Source organism: Kitasatospora sp. NPDC051705 (assembly GCF_044453265.1).
In the GTDB taxonomy this organism is placed as follows: Bacteria; Actinomycetota; Actinomycetes; order Streptomycetales; family Streptomycetaceae; genus Kitasatospora.
In genome coordinates, this window is sequence record NZ_JBITCO010000009.1 from 143,477 (window position 1) to 161,514 (window position 18,038).

General features: G+C 74.7%; 15 protein-coding genes. 12 read left to right on the top strand and 3 right to left on the bottom strand.

Translation table 11 applies throughout. From position 1 onward, the window contains the following. Window positions 1-36: 36 nt before the first annotated feature. From ACIA8Q_RS14730 to ACIA8Q_RS14740, 3 genes are all read left to right on the top strand, one after another. Complete coding sequence (locus ACIA8Q_RS14730) at window positions 37-438, top strand: YccF domain-containing protein (protein WP_360217834.1); 402 nt, start codon at window positions 37-39, stop codon at window positions 436-438. A gap of 254 nt (window positions 439-692) precedes the next feature. After that, window positions 693-1,874, top strand: a complete 1,182-nt coding sequence (locus ACIA8Q_RS14735) for a glycosyltransferase (protein WP_360217837.1) — start codon at window positions 693-695, stop codon at window positions 1,872-1,874. Window positions 1,875-2,013: 139 nt separating this feature from the next. Beyond that, window positions 2,014-3,120 (top strand): hypothetical protein, encoded by a 1,107-nt coding sequence (locus ACIA8Q_RS14740; RefSeq protein ID WP_360217840.1) that lies wholly within the window; start codon window positions 2,014-2,016, stop codon window positions 3,118-3,120. A gap of 224 nt (window positions 3,121-3,344) precedes the next feature. On the opposite strand, the gene ACIA8Q_RS14745 is transcribed toward ACIA8Q_RS14740, so the two are convergent. From ACIA8Q_RS14745 to ACIA8Q_RS14755, 3 genes are all read right to left on the bottom strand, one after another. Beyond that, window positions 3,345-5,171 carry an ABC transporter ATP-binding protein gene (locus ACIA8Q_RS14745; RefSeq protein ID WP_396317247.1) on the bottom strand — a complete coding sequence of 609 codons (1,827 nt, stop codon included), beginning with the start codon at window positions 5,169-5,171 and terminating at the stop codon, window positions 3,345-3,347. Next, window positions 5,168-7,057, bottom strand: coding sequence for an ABC transporter ATP-binding protein (locus ACIA8Q_RS14750; protein WP_396317248.1), 1,890 nt, complete (start codon window positions 7,055-7,057; stop codon window positions 5,168-5,170). Before ACIA8Q_RS14750 ends, ACIA8Q_RS14745 begins: the two co-directional genes overlap by 4 nt. A 192-nt stretch (window positions 7,058-7,249) precedes the next feature. After that, window positions 7,250-8,461, bottom strand: coding sequence for a helix-turn-helix domain-containing protein (locus ACIA8Q_RS14755; RefSeq protein ID WP_396317249.1), 1,212 nt, complete (start codon window positions 8,459-8,461; stop codon window positions 7,250-7,252). Between the two features lie 295 nt (window positions 8,462-8,756). On the opposite strand from ACIA8Q_RS14755, the gene ACIA8Q_RS14760 reads away from it, so the two are divergent. The 9 genes from ACIA8Q_RS14760 to ACIA8Q_RS14800 all read left to right on the top strand — a co-directional run bounded on the left by ACIA8Q_RS14760 (window position 8,757) and on the right by ACIA8Q_RS14800 (window position 17,990). Then, on the top strand, window positions 8,757-9,023 hold the full coding sequence (locus ACIA8Q_RS14760) for a hypothetical protein (protein ID WP_396317250.1): 267 nt from the start codon (window positions 8,757-8,759) through the stop codon (window positions 9,021-9,023). Window positions 9,024-9,072: 49 nt separating this feature from the next. After that, window positions 9,073-9,903: a phytanoyl-CoA dioxygenase family protein gene (locus ACIA8Q_RS14765; RefSeq protein WP_360217855.1), complete on the top strand. Its 831-nt coding sequence runs from the start codon at window positions 9,073-9,075 to the stop codon at window positions 9,901-9,903. A gap of 34 nt (window positions 9,904-9,937) precedes the next feature. Beyond that, the gene (locus ACIA8Q_RS14770) at window positions 9,938-11,032 is read left to right on the top strand and encodes a polysaccharide deacetylase family protein (RefSeq protein ID WP_396317251.1); all 1,095 of its coding nucleotides are present in this window, start codon (window positions 9,938-9,940) and stop codon (window positions 11,030-11,032) included. After that, entirely contained in the window at window positions 11,029-12,345 is a 1,317-nt protein-coding gene (locus tag ACIA8Q_RS14775) for a D-arabinono-1,4-lactone oxidase (RefSeq protein ID WP_360217861.1), read from the top strand. Before ACIA8Q_RS14770 ends, ACIA8Q_RS14775 begins: the two co-directional genes overlap by 4 nt. Further along, the gene (locus ACIA8Q_RS14780) at window positions 12,342-13,517 is read left to right on the top strand and encodes a 2-deoxy-scyllo-inosose synthase (RefSeq protein WP_360217864.1); all 1,176 of its coding nucleotides are present in this window, start codon (window positions 12,342-12,344) and stop codon (window positions 13,515-13,517) included. Before ACIA8Q_RS14775 ends, ACIA8Q_RS14780 begins: the two co-directional genes overlap by 4 nt. After that, window positions 13,517-14,251, top strand: a complete 735-nt coding sequence (locus ACIA8Q_RS14785) for a cupin domain-containing protein (protein ID WP_360217867.1) — start codon at window positions 13,517-13,519, stop codon at window positions 14,249-14,251. The genes ACIA8Q_RS14780 and ACIA8Q_RS14785 overlap by 1 nt, the downstream gene beginning before the upstream one ends. Beyond that, a complete protein-coding gene (locus ACIA8Q_RS14790; protein ID WP_360217870.1) occupies window positions 14,248-15,057 on the top strand; it encodes an SDR family oxidoreductase in 810 nt (269 codons plus the stop codon). The genes ACIA8Q_RS14785 and ACIA8Q_RS14790 overlap by 4 nt, the downstream gene beginning before the upstream one ends. A gap of 184 nt (window positions 15,058-15,241) precedes the next feature. Continuing rightward, on the top strand, window positions 15,242-16,519 hold the full coding sequence (locus ACIA8Q_RS14795) for a DegT/DnrJ/EryC1/StrS family aminotransferase (protein WP_360217873.1): 1,278 nt from the start codon (window positions 15,242-15,244) through the stop codon (window positions 16,517-16,519). A 169-nt stretch (window positions 16,520-16,688) separates the two neighbouring features. Then, window positions 16,689-17,990: an ATP-grasp domain-containing protein gene (locus ACIA8Q_RS14800; RefSeq protein ID WP_360217876.1), complete on the top strand. Its 1,302-nt coding sequence runs from the start codon at window positions 16,689-16,691 to the stop codon at window positions 17,988-17,990. Window positions 17,991-18,038 lie beyond the last annotated feature (48 nt).

Genomic DNA, 18,038 nt, shown 5'->3' on the forward strand with positions numbered 1-18,038 from the left:
AGGGGCCAGCCCGCCAGCCGTGAGAAGGTGTCAGCCATGACGGTTTTCAAATTCATCCTCAATGTCATCTGGCTGCTTTTCTGTGGGATCTGGATGGCGATCGCCTACGCGGTCGCGGGAATCATCTGCTGCATTCTCATCATCACCATTCCATTTGGCATTGCGTCCTTCCGGATCGCCGGTTTCATCCTCTGGCCGTTCGGGCGGACGACGGTGGAGAAGCCGGAGGCCGGGGCGGCGTCCTGCATCGGGAACGTGATCTGGCTGATCTTCGCGGGGTGGTGGCTGGCCCTCGCGCACCTGATCACCAGCGTCCCGTTGTTCCTGTCGATCATCGGGATCCCCTTCGGGTGGGCGAACCTGAAGATGATCCCGATCTCGCTGATGCCGCTCGGCCGCGAGGTCGTGCCGACCGACGAGGCGTGGGGCGCCCGCTAGGGCTCCTTGGACGGCGCCTCCCGCGGGGTGGGCGGCGGAACGGAAACGGCTCCGCACCGGTGCAGGTTCACCGGTGCGGAGCCGTTTTCGCACGTCCGGGCAGGTGCGGGCGGGTCGGAACCCGGCCGCACCAGCCACCTTGCCAGAGCTTGCCTTGAGTTTCCAAAGTTCAGTCACGTTATTGCCTGATGTTGCCAATCCTCCTAGGCTGGGGTGCGCCAGTTCAGCTCCCCACGGCCAGACGAGAGGCAGCAGTGACCGAACCGAAGATCAGCGTGGTGATCCCCTACAAGCAGCGCCTGGACAACATCCGGGCGGTGTTCACCTCGCTCGCCGAACAGACCCTGGACCGCTCCGAGTTCGAGGTCGTGGTCGGGGTGATGGAGTACGACCCGGCGTACGTCGCGCTGTGCCGCGAGTTCACCGGGCGGCTCGACATCGTCTCGGTGCTCACCAGCAAGGAGTGGAACACCAGCCACGCCCGGAACCTGGGCATCCGGCACGCCACCGGGAAGGCCGTCATGGTGCTCGACGCCGACGTCGTCATCCCCCCGGCTGCCCTGCGCACCCTCTACGAACGGCACTTCCAGCACGGCCAGCAGGTCTGCGTGCTCGGCCAGGTCTTCGGCTACGACGAGGTGATCTCCACCGACCTGGACACCGTCGAGGCCCCGGACTACGCGCACTACCGCCAGGTCCTCGCCGACCTGGAGTCGGCGGACCGGGCCCGGCTGGACCCTCGCTGGTCCGCCGGACACGCCCCGGCCTTCGCCCGGTTCCCCTGGGCCTTCGCCCGCACCGGCCTGATGGCCCTGCCGACCGCCGCCGTCCGCACCCACGGGCTGCTGCTCGACGAGGGCTTCCTCGGCTGGGGCGCCGAGGACCAGGAGTGGGGGCTGCGGATCGCCCGGGCCGGGATCCCGATCACGCTCGGCCAGGACGTCTACGGCGTCCACCTGCCGCACCGGCGGGACTCCGGCGCCCAGGACCGCTCGGCCGTCGAGACCAACCGGTACTACCTGGCCAAGTGGCCCCGGCTCGACCTGGAACTGGCCCTCGCCTTCGGCGGGTGGCTGGAGGCCGACCGGCTGATGCCGGAGGTCGAGCGGGAGCTGGCCGCAGCCGCCCCCGGGCACACCCTCGGTGCCGTCCGCGGCACCGTCGACGGACGCGACGTGCTGGCCCTCGGCGTGCTGCTCGACGAGCACGGGCGGATCGCCGACCCGGAGGCGGCAGCACTGTTCGCCGGACGCGCCCCGGCCGAGGTGCTCCCGCTGGTCGGCTTCGCCCTGCCGTACGAGGACGCGAGCGTCGACGAGTGCCGGCTGCTGGCACCGGTCTGCGGCCTCGGCGAGCCCTACCGGGCGGCCGTCCGGAACTCCGCCGAGCGCGTCGCGCGCAAGGTCGGCGCACCGGCCGGCGACGACCGGCGCTGACCGCCCCGGGGCGGCGGCGCGCGGCCGTGCCGCCGGCCCCGCACCCGTTTCGCCGGCCCCGCGTCCGTTCGCCGACGACGCCGGCGCCACCGCCGGCACCAGCAGACACCAGAAGACACCGAAGACGAGGAGACGAGACATGACCCCGCCCCCGATCCGGCTCTCCGCCGCCGTGATGACCCACCCCCGGCGGGCCGCGGCCGCCCACGCCCTGGTCGAGCGCTTCCCCGGCCTGGACCTCACCATCGCGCTCGACCCGGAGCCCGACGGCCCGCCCTCGGCGCTGCGCAGCGCCCGGGTGGCCTGGGAGTCGGTCCGCCCCGGGGCCACCCACCACCTGGTGCTCCAGGACGACGCCCTGCCGGTCGAGGACCTCCTCGACCGCCTGCTCCCGCTGATCGAGGCCGAACCGGACGCCGCCCTGTGCCTGTTCACCGAGTGGGGTTCGCGCACCTCGTACGCGGTCCGGATCGCCGCGCTGCTCGGGCACGACCTGGCGCCCGCCGTCGACGACTACGTGCCCTCGGTCGCGCTGGTCCTGCCCGCCGACGTGGCGCTGGGCTTCGGCGAGTTCGTCCGGACCAAGGCCGACAGCGGGCACCCGGACGACCTGGCGCTGCTGAACTACCTGGCGGACCGGGGCACCCGGACGCTGATCCCGGTGGCCAACCTGGTCGACCACCACAACGACGTCAGCCTGGTCGGCAACAACGTGCACGGCCGCCGTTCCGCCGCCTGCCTGGCCCCGGTCGGCGCGGCCCTCCCGGCGGGCGGCCCGTACTCGCTGCTCACCGGCCTGGAGACCGTCCCGTACTACGACTTCTGGGGCCAGTACTCGGACGCCTGCGTGCCGGACGACTCCACGGTGGACGGGCGGGTGCGGACCTCGGCGCGCGAGGCCCTGCTGGAGCGCGGCGTCACCGTGGACCGGTTGACGGCCGAGCTGCGGGAGTCGCTGGGCCGGCGCCCGGAGAGCGAGCTGCTGACCGACCGGGTGAGCGAGGTGGTGCTCACCGAGGTCTGGATCGTCTCGTTCCTGCTCGGCGTCATCACCGCGGAGGTGGACCCGGGGCGCGGCGCGGGCATCGACCCGGACCGCCCGCTGGCCGGCGCGGCGCTGGCGACCCTCGGCCCGGGCGCCGTCCGCCGGGTGGTGCCGGACCGGCTGCTGCCGGCGGTCGGCGCGCTGCTCCGTCCGCTGGTGCGGGACGCCGTCCTGGCTGGCGCCGCGGCGGTGGCCGGCTGACCGCCTGACCCGGCCCGCCTGTTCGGGCCCGCCTCTCCGGGGCCGTGGACCGCTGCCGAGCGGTCCACGGCCCCGAGGCGTGACCGGGCCCGACGCCCGGACGAGAACACCCGGACGACGGTGCGCGGACGAGGGCGTACGGACCGGGGCGTACGGACGGACGACGGCGGTGCGGCGGGCCCAGGGCCTGCCGCACCGCCGTCGTCCGTCCCCGCGGTCGTCCCTCAGCTGTAGCTGCGCGCCTGGAGCGCGAACAGGTCCGCGTAGAGTCCGCCGCGCGCCACCAGCTCGACGTGGTCGCCGCACTCGGCGACGGTGCCGCCGTCCAGCACGACGATCCGGTCGGCCATCCGGACGGTGGAGAAGCGGTGCGAGACGAAGAGCGTGACACCGCCGTGCCGGCCCACCTGCTCGGCGGAGCCCGCGTAGCGCTCGAAGACGCGGTGCTCCGCGGCGGCGTCCAGCGCGGCGGCCGGCTCGTCCAGGATCAGCAGCAGCGGTTCGTCCCGCAGCGCGGAGCGGGCCAGGCCGAGACTCTGCCACTGGCCGCCGGACAGTTCGGCGCCGTCCACGTAGCCGCGTCCGAGCGGACCGTCCAGGCCGCCGGGGACCCGGGGCAGGACCGGCCCGGCACCGGCCTGTTCGAGCGCGGCGACGAGGATCTCGTCCGCGTCGATCCGGGCGAGGTCGCCGACGCCGACGTTCTCCCGCAGGGTGAGCTCGAACCGGGCGAAGTCCTGGAACAGCGTGGAGACCCGGGCCTGCCACTCCTGCGGCGGTGCGTCGCGCAGGTCCACGCCGTCGACCAGGATCCGCCCCGAGGTCGGCTGGTAGAGCCCGCAGAGCAGCTTGACCAGCGTGCTCTTGCCGGCGCCGTTCTCGCCGACCAGTGCCACCGTGCTCCCGGCCGGCAGGTCGAGGTCGACACCGCGCAGGACGGGGCGGTCGGTCCCGGGGTAGCTGAAGCCGACGCCCTCCAGCCGGATGCCGCGGCTCAGCCGCAACGGGACGCTCCCGGCCGGCGCGGCGGCCGCGGGGCCGGCTCCCGGCGCGGCCCCGCCCGCGGTGGCGGTGCCGGCCTGCCGGGCGGGCCAGGCCCGCAGGCCGAGCAGCCGCTGGACGGTGTGCCCGGCCGCCTGGAGCGTCGACAGGGTGCTCAGGGCGGCGGCCACCTGGCCGTTGACCTGGACGGCCAGGGTGATCACCAGGACGACGTCACCGATCGTCAGCCGGCCGCGGACGGCCTGCCGGATGACCAGGTAGACCGCCCCGCAACAGGCCGCGGCGAAGGCGAGCTGGCCGAGCGCCCGGAACGCGGCGGCGGACAGCTGGCCGCGCCAGAGCCGCCCGGCGGCCTGCTCCCAGCTGCGGTCGTGCAGGCGGACCAGCGCGGACTCCGTCCCGAACAGCCGGGCCTCCTTGGCCGACCTGGCGGTGGTCGCGGTGTGCAGCAGGTGGCGGGCGCGGCGGTTCTGTTCGGCGGCGGCGGTGCGCGAGCGGTCGATGCGGCGCTGTGCGGACCGGCCGGTCAGCACCGGGGGCAGGGCGGCGAGCGGGAGGAGCAGCAGCCAGGGTTCCAGCGAGCCGAGGACGGCCGTGGTGATGGCCAGTTGCACGACGAGGGCCACGATCTGCAGCAGGGCCTCGACGTAGGCCCGCATCCGCTGGACCTCCTCCCGGACCAGCTCGACGGTGTCGGCGAACTCGGAGCTGTCCAGGTGCTCGATCCCGGGCGTGCCGTTGGCGAGGGCCATCAGTTCGGAGGTGACCTCGCCCTCGGCCTGCTCGCCGAGCTCGAAGTAGTGGAGGTGGGCGAAGTGCCCCATCATCAGCTCGGCCACCAGGGCCGCCGCGATGACACCGGCCAGCAGCAGGGCGGGGGCGAGGCGGTGGTCGAGCAGGTCGTCGGTGAAGGCCCGCAGGGCGAGCGCGCCCAGCGGGACGGCCAGGTGGCCGAGGGAGATCAGGGTGGCGGCCTTGAGGAACCGGCCGCGGTCGGTGCGCCAGGCGAGTCCGAACAGCCAGCGCATGGTGCGGGCGAGGTGGGTCATGAGGCGGCGTCCGTCAGCAGGTCGGGTTCCGCCGGCTCGGCCTGGTCGGTGAAGCGCTCGGCCTGCAGGCGGAACAGGGTGGCGTACCGGCCGCCGGCGGCGACCAGTTCGTCGTGGCTGCCGCGTTCGACGACCTTCCCGTGTTCCAGGACGACGATCTGGTCGGCCCGGCGGACGGTCGAGAAGCGGTGGGAGATGATCAGCGTGGTGAGCCCGCGGGTCATCTCGAGGAAGCGGTCGTAGAACTCGACCTCGGCGCGGACGTCGAGTTGGGCTGTGGGCTCGTCGAGGACCATGACCGAGGCGCCGGCGCGCACGGCGTACATGGCGCGGGCGAGGCCGATCCGCTGCCACTGGCCGCCGGAGAGGTCGCGGCCGTCGCGGTACTGGCGGGAGAGCACGGTGTCCAGGCCCTGCGGGAGCGCGGCGAGGACCTCGGTGGCGCCGGCGCGGCGGGCGGCGGCGAGCAGGTCGGCCTCGTCGCCGGCGAAGCCGGGTGCGCCCAGGGCGATGTTCTCGCGGGCGCTCAGCTCGTAGCGGACGTAGTCCTGGAAGATGACGGCGAGCCGCCGGTGCCACTCCTCGGGCGCGATGTCGGTGAGGTCGTGGCCGTCGACGGTGATCCGGCCGGCGGTCGGGTCGTACATCCGGGTGAGGAGCTTGACGAGGGTGGTCTTGCCGGCGCCGTTGAGGCCGACCAGTGCGGTCGAGGTGCCGGCGGGCAGTTCCAGGTCGAGGCCGTCGAGGACGGCGCGGCCGCCCGCGCCGTAGCGGAAGCCGACGTCGTGGAAGCGGATCGAGCGTTCGGGCAGGCCGGCCGCCGGGCGGTCGGCGCCGGGGGTCAGGGCGGGCAGGGCGCGGGCGCCGTCGCGGAAGTCCAGCAGGGCCTGGTGCGCGATGGCGCCGTACTGGGTCTGGACGTCGCACTCGGGGAAGTAGACGCCGAAGCGCATCAGGGTGAGGACGGCCTGCAGGGCGATGCCGAGTTCCAGCAAGCCGAGGCCGTGGTCCACCGCGGCGACGGCGAGCATGGCGACGGTGGCGGCCGATCCGGCCACGCCGACGGCCGACAGCAGGACGAAGGGGCGGCCGAGGATGCGCCGCCGTCCCTGCCACATGGTGGTCAGGTAGCCGAGGTTCTCGCGCGCGTACCGGTCGCGCAGCCAGCCGATCAGGCCGAGCAGCCGGATCTCCTTGGCGGCGTGCGTGCCCGAGGCGAGGGTGCGCAGGTAGCCGACGCGGCGCTTGTGGCCGGTGATGCCGTCGTAGAAGTCGCCGAAGGCGCCGAGCGAGCCGCGCTGGCCGAAGCGGATCACCAGGGCGGTCAGGCCGATCACCACGGCCGCGGCGGGGGACAGCGCGAAGCCCACGAGGAGCACCGAGCCGGTGAGCTGGGTGTAGCGGGCGACCAGGGCGAGGGCGCCGGCGGCGGCGTCGCCGGGGGAGGCGGACTCACGGTCGAAGGCGGTCCTGGCGGCGTCGAGCCGGTCGAGCAGGCGCGGGTCGTCGAGGGCCATCGCGGGGGCGTCGGTGAGGGCCGCGTGCATCAGCAGGCCGCGGCAGCGCTGGTCGACGTGACGCATCACCAGTTCGCCCGCGGCGGCCTGGAAGGGGGCGAGGGCCTGTTGCAGGGCGAGCGCGAGGGCGGCCACCCCGAGGGCGGTCAGGACGGCGGTCCAGGCGTGCGGGGCGGCGCCGGTGACGGCGGCGGGCACCCGCTGGAGCAGGACGCTCATGGCCACGACGAAGCCGACGGGCAGGATCCCGAGCAGCACGTTCAGCAGCAGGGTCGCCGCGAGGGTCCCGGGTGGGACGTGGCGCAGCAGCCGGGCCACCGAGAGCCAGCGGGCGGTGCGACGGCGCAGTTCGGCGGTGGTGGCGCTCATGTCCGCTCCGACCGGGGGGCGGGCCGGTGCGCTGCTGCCTGGTGGTGCCCGTTGGCACGTCTTGTCACGGCCTGGGTCTCCTTTCAGTTGCCGGGGTCAGGCCCGCGGGCAGTGAGGGTCGCGACCGCGGGCCATGAAGCAACTGTGCCAGAGTAGGCAACTCTCAGGCAACGACGTGACAAGAAAAGTGTCTCAGGCCGGACCCTCCTCCAGGATCTCCGCCAGAATGCGCCAGACCTCGGCCGCGAGATCGATGTTGGAGGCCTGCCGGGCCTGTTCGGCCAGCTCCTTCAGCTGCTTGATGCCCTCGCTCCGCCGGCCCTCGATGATCAGCAGCCGGCTGTTCATGATGCTCAGCCGGATCTGGTCCCGGTAGGTCAGCCGCAGGTCGCCCCGGAACAGCTCGTCGTGGGCGGCCCGCGCGTCGGCGTGGCGGCCCTCCTCGAAGGCCAGGTAGGCCTGCAGCGTGCGGAACTCCTGGCGCAGCATCGGGGTGCCGACCAGCGCGAGCGCCGACTCGGCCTCCGCCATCCTGGCCCGGGCCAGCTCGGTGCGCGGCGGCGTCAGCTGCAGCGCGAGGGACGCGCCGGCCAGGCGCAGCCGCATCCAGAGGGTGAGGTCCACCCGGCTGTCCAGCCATTCGATGGCCCGCTCCAGGTGCTCGATCGCGCCCTCGTGGTCGCCCTGGCGGTAGCGCACGGTGGCGGCCGCCCAGAGCGCCTCGGCGCGCAGCGCGTCGGTGCGGTCCCCGACCAGGCCGAGCAGCTCGTCCACGTGCGCCCGCGCGTCCGGCAGCCGGCCCGCCTCGGCCTCCGCGGAGACCAGGGCCAGCAGGGCCCCGGCCACGGTGAGCACGGACAGCCCGGACTCCTTGGCCAGGCGGTGCGCGCCGGCCGCGTGCCCGATGGCCTCGTCGATCTCGCCGGCGGAGCGCTCGAATCGGGCCAGCTGGGTCCACGCCCGGCACTGCAGCTCGGGGAGCGCCAGCTCGCCGCCGATCGCGGCGAGCTCCTGCAGGCAGGCCAGCTCCCGGGGGCGGTCGCCGAGGGTGCGCCAGTGCCGGGCGACCAGCCAGAGCGCCTGCCAGCGCTGCAGCGGGTCCTGCTCGTCGCCGGACTCGAGGGCGGTGATGAGCCCCTCGACGGCCTCGTCGCCCTCCATCGAGGTGGCGATGCTCAGCGCCTGGGCAAGCGAGTTGCCCGACGGCGGCAGGTCGAAGGCGGACCGGTCCACGTCGAGTTTCCCGGCGAGGTAACCCACCACCCGGTCGGTCGGCTGCCGCAGCCCCGACTCCAGTCTCGAGAGGTATCCGGTGGAGATCTCCTCGCCGGCCAGTGCCGCCTGGGAGAGGCCGCGCTTGGCGCGCAATTCCTTCAGTCGGCGCCCGAAAAGAGGCTGTTCCATCAATGTGAGTCCCTGATGTCCGGAGGCCCGCATTCAGGTGCTGCTCAGCGAGTGCGAAGCCGCCTGAATTCAGCATCCGATGGCGGGCGAGAGCTGATGACAGCACCGCAGCGTAGTGGAAATCGGGACAGATGGGCAAACCTAGGCTACGTCAGTTGGTCTAGACTTGCCAACTTGAGGCAACCTATTGCCAAGGCTCGGACGGCCTGACTAAGTTGGCCTCGCTGGCAACGGCAGACACCACGAGTTGCCACCGGCAACACCCCCCACACACACCCATGTCCTGGAGTGACCCATGCGTGCTCGCACCCGGCTGACCGCCGCCGCCCTGTTCGCCGTCCTCGGCCTCGCCGCCGTGGCCGGCCTGAACGGTCCCGGCAACGGCATCGACTGGCCGGCCCCGCCGACCCGCACCAGCGCCGCCAGCGGCCCGGACAACGGCATCGACTGGCCCACCGGGCCGTCCGGCGCCACTCCCACCGCCACCCCGACGCCCACCGCCACCGGCGGCACCCACGGCCCCGGGATCAACACCCCGGGCAACGGCATCGACTGGCCGTAAGCGGCCCCCACGCCCGCTCGTCCGAACCAGCCGAACGGAGTCAACGCACGTGTCGCTCCACTACCCGACCCGCCTCGACGCCACCGCGACCCCACTCGACGCCACGGCGCCGCTGAGCCCCGAACAGCTCGACCGGTTCGCGGAACAGGGCTACCTGATCCTCCCCTCGTTCCTCCCCGCAGACCTGGTGGACCGGCTCAGACCGGAGGTCGACCGCTGGGTCGACGAGGGCCTGCGGGCCCGCTCCATCGCCTGCTGCCTCCAACCCGCGGTGCACGGCGACCCGCCCGTGCTGGAACTCGAACTGCCGGCCCACGGCGAACTGATCGGTCACCCGCCGCTGCTGGCCGTGCTCGACCGGCTGCTCGGCCCGTCCTTCGTCTTCCACCACCTGCACAGCGACCGCCAGGCCCCCGGCCTGGCCGGCAAGCAGTGGCACCACGACTACGAGCAGGCCCTCGCCTCGGACCGCGCGTACGGCATGGTGCACACCCTGCACTACCTCGACGGGCTCGACCGCGAGACCTCGGCCCTGGTCGTACTGCCCGGCTCGCACCACCGGGCCGCGCCCAAGACCGCCCTCGCCCACCTGGACACCGGGGTGCTGCCCGGCGAGGTCGTCGTCGACGAACTCCCGCCCGGCTCCACGGTGGTGCTGCACTCGGCGCTGTTCCACGCCCGCCGGCCGAACCCGCACCACCCCGGCAAGGAGCGCTACTTCGTCGACGCGTCGTACTGCCAGACCGGCGCCCTGTGGCCGCCGGTGAAGCCGTACTGGCGCCACATGCTGCGCCGGGCACGCGAGTTGGAGCTCGACCGCGGGACGCGGCCGGAGCTCTTCGCGGAGCGGCACTTCACGGAGTACCGCAAGCCCGCGTGACCGGACCACCGGACCACCCAAGGAAGGAACTCGGATGTTCTACTCGGGAGTCTCCTGGAGCGCCGAGGGGTACCACGTCCACACCGTCGACCAGGACGGCCTCGCAGCGGCGCCGCTGCACTTCGCACCGGCGCGCACCGAGGAACTGATCCGCCACCTGCGCGGCCTCGACGGGCCGCTGGTCACCGTGGTGGAGAGCACCAACGGGATCCTCGACGGCCGCCTGATGGCCGCCGGGATCACCGTGCACCGGATCGACGCCCACGCCCTGCCCGCGCGCCCGCCGTTCAGCTCGGTCGGCGCCGGGGAACTGGCCCGCACCGCACGGCTGCGGCCCTCCGCACTCGTCCCGCTGGAGCGCCGGCGCGGCACCCAGACCGGCCGGGAGGGCGAGCTGGAGGCCTGGATCGCCTCCACCACCGCCGAAGTGGCCGCCCTCACCCGGGCCGGACGCCTGATCAGCCACGGCGGGCCCGGACGCCGCGAGGTCGCGCTGACCTTCGACGACGGCCCGCTGCCGCCCTACACCGACCGGATCCTCGACGTGCTGGAGCGCTACGGCGTCCCCGCGACGTTCTTCTGCGTCGGCATGAACGCGGGCGCGCACCCCGACCTGCTGGTCCGGATGCGCGAGCAGGGCCACCGGATCGGCAACCACACCTGGTCGCACCCGTTCCTGCCCGAGCTGACCCGCGCGCAGCTCGTCGAGCAGCTGGAGCGCACCGACGAGGCCATCGCCACGGCCTCCGGCGGCCCGGCCCCCACCCTGTTCCGCCCCCCGTACGGGGCGCGGACGCCCGAGGTGCTGGGCTGGCTGGAGGAGACCTTCGCGCGGATCGCGCTCTGGGACGTCGCCCCCGACGACTGGACCATGCCGGGCGCCGAGGCGATCTCCGCCCTGGTGCTGGAGCAGGCCCGGCCGGGCTCCATCGTGCTGCTGCACGACGGCGGCGGCGACCGCACCCAGACCGTGGACGCGCTGCCCGCCATCATCGAGGGGCTGCACGGGCGCGGCTACCGCTTCGTCACCGTCGACGAGCTGGCGCCGCCCACCCAGGCGCCCCCGGTGGGCGCGGGCCTCAGCGGCGCGTCCCCGGCGGGCGCGGGCCGCGCGGAGCGTGCCCGGTGAGCGCCCGGGAACCGGCCGCGAACTGGGCCGGGAACGTCGTCTACGCCCGCAAGCGGCTCCACCGCCCCTGCAGCGTCGAGGAGTTGCGCCGTCTGGTGGCACGGACCGCCCGGATCCGCGCCCTGGGCAGCGGCCACTCCTTCAGCCTGGTCGCCGACACCGTCGACGACCAGGTGGTGCTGGACGGCCTCCCGCCCGAGGTCGTCGTCGCCCCCGACCGGTCGACGGCGACCGTGGCGGCCGGCCTGCGCTACGGCGACGTCGCGGCCGCCCTGCACCGCTCCGGCCTGGCCCTGGCGAACCTGGCCTCGCTGCCGCACATCTCGGTGGCGGGCTCCGTCGCCACCGGCACGCACGGCTCCGGCGACGGGCAGCAGTGCCTGTCCGGCGCCGTCACCGCACTGGAACTGGTCGGCCCCGACGGCGGGACCGTCCGGCTCAGCCGGGCCGACGACCCGGAGGTCTTCCCCGGCGCGGTGGTCGCGCTCGGCGCGCTCGGCGTCGTCACCCGGCTGACCCTGGCCGTCGAACCGGCCTACCGGGTCGCCCAGCGGGTGCGGGTCGACGTGCCGCTGGAGGAGGTCGCCGACCGCTACGACGAGGTGTTCGGCGCCGCCTACAGCGTCAGCGCATTCACCGACTGGCGCAGCGGCCGGGCCGACGTCTGGCTCAAGCACCGCGTCGACCGCCCCGCCGGCACCTGGAGCGGCGGCCGCCCGGCGGACCGCCCGATGCACCCCGTCCCCGGCATGCCGGCCGGCTCCAGCACGCCGCAGCTGGGCGTCGCCGGGCCCTGGCACGAACGCCTGCCGCACTTCCGGCCGGACCTGACCCCGGGCGCCGGCGCCGAACTGCAGTCCGAGTACTACCTGCCGCGGGAGGCCGCCCCGGCCGCGATCGCCGCGGTGCGCGAACTCGGCGAGCTGGTCGCCCCGGTGCTGCACGTCGCCGAACTGCGGACGGTCCGCGCGGACGACCTGTGGCTGAGCCCCGCCTACCGGCGCGACTCGGCGACCTTCCACTTCACCTGGGTGCGGGACCTGCCCGTCGTCCGGCCCGTCCTGGAGGCCGTGGAGCGGCGGCTGATGCCGCTGGGCGCCCGGCCGCACTGGGGCAAGCTCACCGCCGCCGCCCCGGCCGCGACCGCCGCCGGCTACCGGCGGGCCGCCGACTTCGCGGCGCTGGCCCACCGGCTCGACCCCGACGGCAAGTTCCGCAACGGCTTCGTCGACGCCCTCTTCCCGCGCGGGCCGCACCCGGCCCCGCACCCGACCGACACCCACCGCCCCGTCTCCGTGAGGGAGAACCCATGAGCGTCATGACCGCCCCGACCGCCCCGACCGCCGGCCTCGACCGCGAGGTGCGCTTCGGCGACGTCCGCTACGACTTCCACGTCCGGCACGGACGCACCGCCTGGCTCGACCTGCGCACCCGCTTCGCCCGGCTGGACGCCGACCGCTTCGTGGTCGTCGCGGACGCCGGCCTGCCCGCCCACGTCGTCGCCGAGACCGAGCGGCAGCTGTCCCTGCTCGCCCCCACCGTCGTCCTGAGCGCCGCCGCCGACGAGACCGAGAAGAGCCTCACCACCCTGGACCGCCTCGCCGAGCAGGCGCTGCGCAGCGGCATCACCCGGCGCTCGGTCGTGGTGGCCCTCGGCGGCGGCGTGGTCGGGAACATCGCCGGCCTGCTGGCGGCGCTGATCTTCCGCGGGATCCGGCTGGTGCACATGCCGACCACCCTGCTGGGCATGTCCGACTCGGTGCTCTCGCTGAAGCAGGCGGTCAACTCCCGCTGCGGCAAGAACCACCTGGGCACCTTCCACGCCCCCGTGCTGGTCTGGAACCACCTGGACTTCCTGGAGTCGCTGCCGGCCGCGGAGACCCAGTCCGCGCTCTGCGAGATGATCAAGAACGTGCTGGCCATCGTGCCGGAGCGGTACGACGAGGTCGCCGCGCTGCTGCGCCCGGACGGCCGCTACTCCCCCGACGTGATCACCTCGTTCATCGACCTGTGCGTGGACGCCAAGACCTCGGTGATGCACGACGACCCGACCGAGAAGCACGGGGCCCTGGCCCTGGAGTACGGGCACACCGTCGGCCACGCGGCCGAGCTGCTGACGGACGGCCGGCTGCGGCACGGCTTCGCCATCGGCGTCGGCATGCTCGCCGCCGCCCGCGTCTCCCGCGAGCTGGGGCTGCTCGACCGCGCCGACGAGGCGGCCCACCGCCGCCTGCTGGAACTCAACGGCGCGCCCACCGCGCTGCCCGCGGGGCTGGAGACCGACGCGCTGCTGGGCGTCGTGCGGCTCGACAACAAGCGCGGCTACCTGCCGCACCGCGACGGCAGCTGCGACCTGATCCTCCTGGAGGGCCTGGGCCGCCCGCACCGCCCCGGCGGCGCCCAGATCACCCAGGTCGAGGAGGCCGTGGTCCGGATCGGCATCGACTCCGTGCTGGCCCGCCGCGCCGAGCTGGTGAGCGCCTGATGGCCACCGTCGTCCGCGGCGAGCGCCGCCCCTTCGGCCCCATCACCAACGACGTCTCCGGACCCGCCGTCACCCGGGCGCAGGTCGGCGGCGAGGGGGTGTGCCGCTGGAAGATGCTGATGAACGGCATGCACCTGGAAGGCGAGTGGAACTGCGTCGAGTACGTGGTGATCGAGCCGGGCGGCTCGGTCGGCGAGCACGTGCACCTGCGCACCGAGGAGATCTACTACATCGTCTCCGGCCGGGCCGTGGTCACCATGGACGGGGTCGAGATCGAGGTGGCCGCCGGCGACCTCGTCACCACCCCGATCGGCTCCGCCCACTCGATCGCCAACCGCGGCACCGAGGACATGCACTTCTTCGTGACCGAGGTCTTCCCCGGCGAGGGCCCCGCCGCCGCCCCCGGCCGGATCCACGTCCCCGACCTGCTCGCCCCGGCCGGCACCGGCCTGGCCGCCGAGGTCGACCTCACCCCGTACTTCACCGGGGACTGGCACCGGTTCCGGCTGCTGGAGGTGCCGGCCTCGGGCCGGCTGGAGGAGCGGGTGCCGGCCGGGCGCAGCATCGTGCTGCACGTCCTGGAGGGCAGCGCCGTGATCTCGGTGGACGGCGTGCCCACCGTCGGCTCGGCCGGGCTGTCGGTGGCCGTACCCCCCGGGTACGCCGTCACCGTGGCCAACACCGGTGTCTCGGACCGCCTCCGGCTGATCAGCACGGAGGTGGGGGTCGGATGAGGCTCGGACTCGACGGGCAGCACGCCCTGATCACCGGCGCCGCGAGCGGCATCGGCGCCGAGACGGCCCGGCTGTTCGCCGCCGAGGGCGCCCGGCTCGCCCTGGTCGACCGCGACGAGGACCGGCTGAAGCAGCTCGCGGCCGAGCTGGGCGGGGCGGACGGCGTACCCGCCGTCCTGACGGTGACCGGGGACCTCGCCACCGCCGGCGGCGTGGCCGACGCCGTCGGCGCGGCCCTGGACGGCCTCGGCGGCCGGGTGGACGTCCTGGTCAACAACGTCGGCCAGTGCTACGCCCGGACCTTCGACGAGCTCTCGGACCAGGACTGGCTGGACACCTTCGAGCTCAACTTCCTGAGCGCCGTCCGGGCCGCCCGGCTGGTGCTGCCCGGGATGCGCCGGCGCGGCCGGGGCAGCATCGTCACCAACGCCTCCGACCTGGCCCGCCAGCCGGAGGCCGGGCCCGCCGACTACCAGGTCTCCAAGGTCGCGTTGCTCAGCCTGACCAAGAGCCTGGCCCTGTCCGAGGGCCCGGCCGTCCGGGTCAACGCCGTCGCGCCGGGCCCGGTCTGGACCCCGCTGTGGACCCGCCCCGGCGGCTTCGCCGACACCCTCGGCAGCGTCCACGGCCGCGACGCCAAGGCCGCCGTCGAACACGAGCTGAGCAAGCGCCAGCTGCCGCTCGGCCGGATGGGCACGCCGGAGGAGGTGGCCCGGGTGATCGCCTTCCTGGCCTCCGAGGCCGCGTCCTTCGTCACCGGCTCCGTCTGGGGCGTGGACGGCGGGACCGTCCGCGGCCTGCTCTGAACCGGCGCCGGCCGGCTCCGGCCCGGGTCGGCGCCCACCGGCCCGGCCCGTCCGGTGCCGCCGGCCCCGGCGGCACCCACCCCGCACCCCCCTCAGGAGGACGTCCCATGCGCGAGCGAGACCAGTTCGGCACCGCGAGGTGCGCCGGGGCGGCGGCCCCCGCCGGGCCCGGCGAGGTGCGCGCATGAGCACGGCACTGGCCGTCCACGGCGGCGCACCCGTCCGGACCGGCCGGGCCTGGCCGCGCTGGCCCCGCCCGGCGGCCGGCGCGCGGGCCGCGCTGAACGAGGTGCTGGACTCCGGCCGCTGGTCGATCGCCAGCCCGTACCTGGGGGCCCCGACCCAGGAGGAGCGCTTCGCCGCCGCGTTCGCCGGATACCTGGGCGCGGCCCACTGCGTCCCCACCGCCAGCGGCACGGCGGCCCTGATGACGGCCCTGGAGGCCTGCGGGGTCGGCGCGGGCGACGAGGTGATCGTCCCTGCCGTGTCCTGGGCCGCCTCGGCCTCGACGGTGGCCGGCGTCAACGCCGTGCCGGTCTTCGCCGACGTCGACCCGGACACGCTGTGCCTGGACCCGGCGGCCGTCGAGGCGGCCGTCACCCCCGCGACCCGGGCCGTCGTCGTGGTGCACCTGTACTCGGCGGTGGCGGACCTGGACGGCCTGCGGGCGGTCGCGGACCGGCACGGGCTGGCGCTGATCGAGGACGCCGCCCAGGCCCACGGCGCGGTCTACCGCGGCCGCCGGGCCGGCACGCTGGGCGACGTCGGGACGTTCAGCATGCACCACACCAAGGTGCTCACCAGCGGCGAGGGCGGGGCCGCCGTCACCGACGACCCGGCCCTCGCCCGCCGGATCGCGCACCTGCGGGCCGACGGCCGGACCCGGGCCGCCGCACCGCCACCGGTCGGTCTGCCGGAGCTGGTGGAGACGGGCGAGCTGATGGGCAGCAACCGCTGCCTGTCCGAGTTCCAGTCCGCCCTGCTGGTGGCGCAGTTGCGGGAGCTGGACGCCCAGAACGCCGCCCGCCGGGCCAACGCCGAGCGGCTCGACGCGCTGCTCGCGGCGGACGGCTTCCGCCCCCAGACGAGCGCGCCCGGCACCACCGACCGGACGTACTTCGGCTACGCGGTCGGCCTGCCCGAGCAGGAGTTCCGGGGCCTGCCCGCGGGCCTGGTCGCCGAGGCCCTGACCGCCGAACTCGGCCTGCACGTCAGGCCGGTGTACCGGCCGCTGTACGAGAGCCCGCTGTACGCCCCGGCCACCAGGCGCCGCTTCGACCTCGGCCCGGACCACCTGAAGCGGCTCGACCCGGGCCGCTACGACCTGCCGGTCAGCCGCCGGGTGGCGGCCGGCTTCCTGACCTTCCACCACGCCGCGCTGCTGGGCGACGAGTCCGACGTGCGCGACCTCGCCGCGGCCTTCCGCAAGGTGCTCGCCGGGCGCGCCGCGCTGGCCCGCTGACCGGCCCCGCCCTCCGCCCGACCTGTTCCCCGCCCGCCCCGCCCTCGACCGCCCCGCCGTCGACCGCCCCACCCCGCCCTCGACCGCCCAGCCCCGCCCTCGACCGTTCGGGGAACGTGCCGCACCACGGCGCCACCTCCCGGCAGAACTCCCAGAAAGCGACCCCACGTTGACCACGTCTACCGCGCCGGCGCCGCGCGCCGCCCACCCCGTGCCCTCCGACCGGCCCGTCGTGATCGTGGACGGCTACTCCAACGCCTCGGCCCTGGTGAGCGCCTTCGCCGCCGCGGGCCACCCGGCCGTCCACGTCCTCAGCACTGCCGAGCCCAGGCCCGCCATGATCCCGCCCCGCGCCGAGGACTACCGGGAGAGCCTGGTCTGCCCGGACGCCTCCGCCTTCGAGGCGACCGTCGCCCGGCTGGCCGCGCTCGCGCCGGTCGCCGTCGTCGCCGGGCAGGAGCCGGGCGTCCCGCTGGCCGACGCACTCGCCGAGCGGCTCGGCCTGCCCGGCAACGGCACCGCGCTGTCGGCGGCCCGGCGTGACAAGTTCCGGATGATCGAGGCGCTGCGGGCCGCGGGCATCCGCTGCGCCGAGCAGTTCAAGGCCGACACCGCGGAGGCGGTGGTCGGCTGGGCCCGGGCGCGCGCCGACTACCCGGTGGTCGTCAAGCCGCTGTCCTCCGCCTCCTCGGACAACGTCTACATCTGCCACGACGAGGCCGAGGTGGAGTCCGCGGCCCACCGGGTGCTGGCCGGCACCTCGATGTTCGCCGAGCGCAACACCGAGGTGCTGGTGCAGTCCTTCCTGCCGGGCACCGAGTACTGCGTGGACTCGGTCAGCGCCGACGGCCACAGCTTCGTCGCGGCCGTGTGGGAGTACGAGAAGAACGTCGTGGACGGCGGCCGGAAGATCTACGACCGGGACGTCCTGCGCGACCCGGACGCGGAGCCGGTGCCCGCCCTCGTCGCGTACGTGCGCCGGGTGCTGGACGCGCTCGGCATCCGGCACGGCGCCTCGCACGCCGAGGTCATCATGACCCCGCAGGGGCCGGCGCTGGTGGAGATCGGCGCCCGGTTCAACGGCGCCATGCAGCCCGACTTCTACGACCACGTGCTCGGCACCAACCCGGCGGCCCTGGTCGCCCGCGCGCTGCTGGAGCCCGAGGACTTCGCCCGCCGCCTCGGCGGGCGGGTCTACCGGCCGCGGCTGGCCGCGGCGGTCTACGAGAGCCCGACCGCGCTGGACGGGGTCGTCGACTCGGTCGACGAGTCCGTCGTGGACCGGATCGCGGCACTGCCCACCGTGCACTCGGTGGTGGTCCGCTCCGCGCCCGGCCGGCGCATCCGGCCGACGGTGGACCTGCTGTCCAGCCCGCTGCGGCTGTTCATGGCCGGCGCGGACCAGGAGGAGCTGCGCCGGGACCGCGAGGTGGTCGACACCCTCAAGGACCGGGTGTACCGCCTGCGCTGAGCGCACGGGGACCAGGGCGGGGCCGGGGGCAGTGCGCACCGGCCCCGC

Coding starts and splice junctions, on each gene's coding strand:
- ACIA8Q_RS14730 (WP_360217834.1), top strand. CDS start 37: ATGACGGTTTTCAAATTCATCCTCAATGTCATCTGGCTGCTTTTCTGT.
- ACIA8Q_RS14740 (WP_360217840.1), top strand. CDS start 2,014: ATGACCCCGCCCCCGATCCGGCTCTCCGCCGCCGTGATGACCCACCCC.
- ACIA8Q_RS14745 (WP_396317247.1), bottom strand. CDS start 5,171: ATGACCCACCTCGCCCGCACCATGCGCTGGCTGTTCGGACTCGCCTGG.
- ACIA8Q_RS14750 (WP_396317248.1), bottom strand. CDS start 7,057: ATGAGCGCCACCACCGCCGAACTGCGCCGTCGCACCGCCCGCTGGCTC.
- ACIA8Q_RS14755 (WP_396317249.1), bottom strand. CDS start 8,461: ATGGAACAGCCTCTTTTCGGGCGCCGACTGAAGGAATTGCGCGCCAAG.
- ACIA8Q_RS14760 (WP_396317250.1), top strand. CDS start 8,757: ATGCGTGCTCGCACCCGGCTGACCGCCGCCGCCCTGTTCGCCGTCCTC.
- ACIA8Q_RS14770 (WP_396317251.1), top strand. CDS start 9,938: ATGTTCTACTCGGGAGTCTCCTGGAGCGCCGAGGGGTACCACGTCCAC.
- ACIA8Q_RS14780 (WP_360217864.1), top strand. CDS start 12,342: ATGAGCGTCATGACCGCCCCGACCGCCCCGACCGCCGGCCTCGACCGC.
- ACIA8Q_RS14785 (WP_360217867.1), top strand. CDS start 13,517: ATGGCCACCGTCGTCCGCGGCGAGCGCCGCCCCTTCGGCCCCATCACC.
- ACIA8Q_RS14790 (WP_360217870.1), top strand. CDS start 14,248: ATGAGGCTCGGACTCGACGGGCAGCACGCCCTGATCACCGGCGCCGCG.
- ACIA8Q_RS14795 (WP_360217873.1), top strand. CDS start 15,242: ATGAGCACGGCACTGGCCGTCCACGGCGGCGCACCCGTCCGGACCGGC.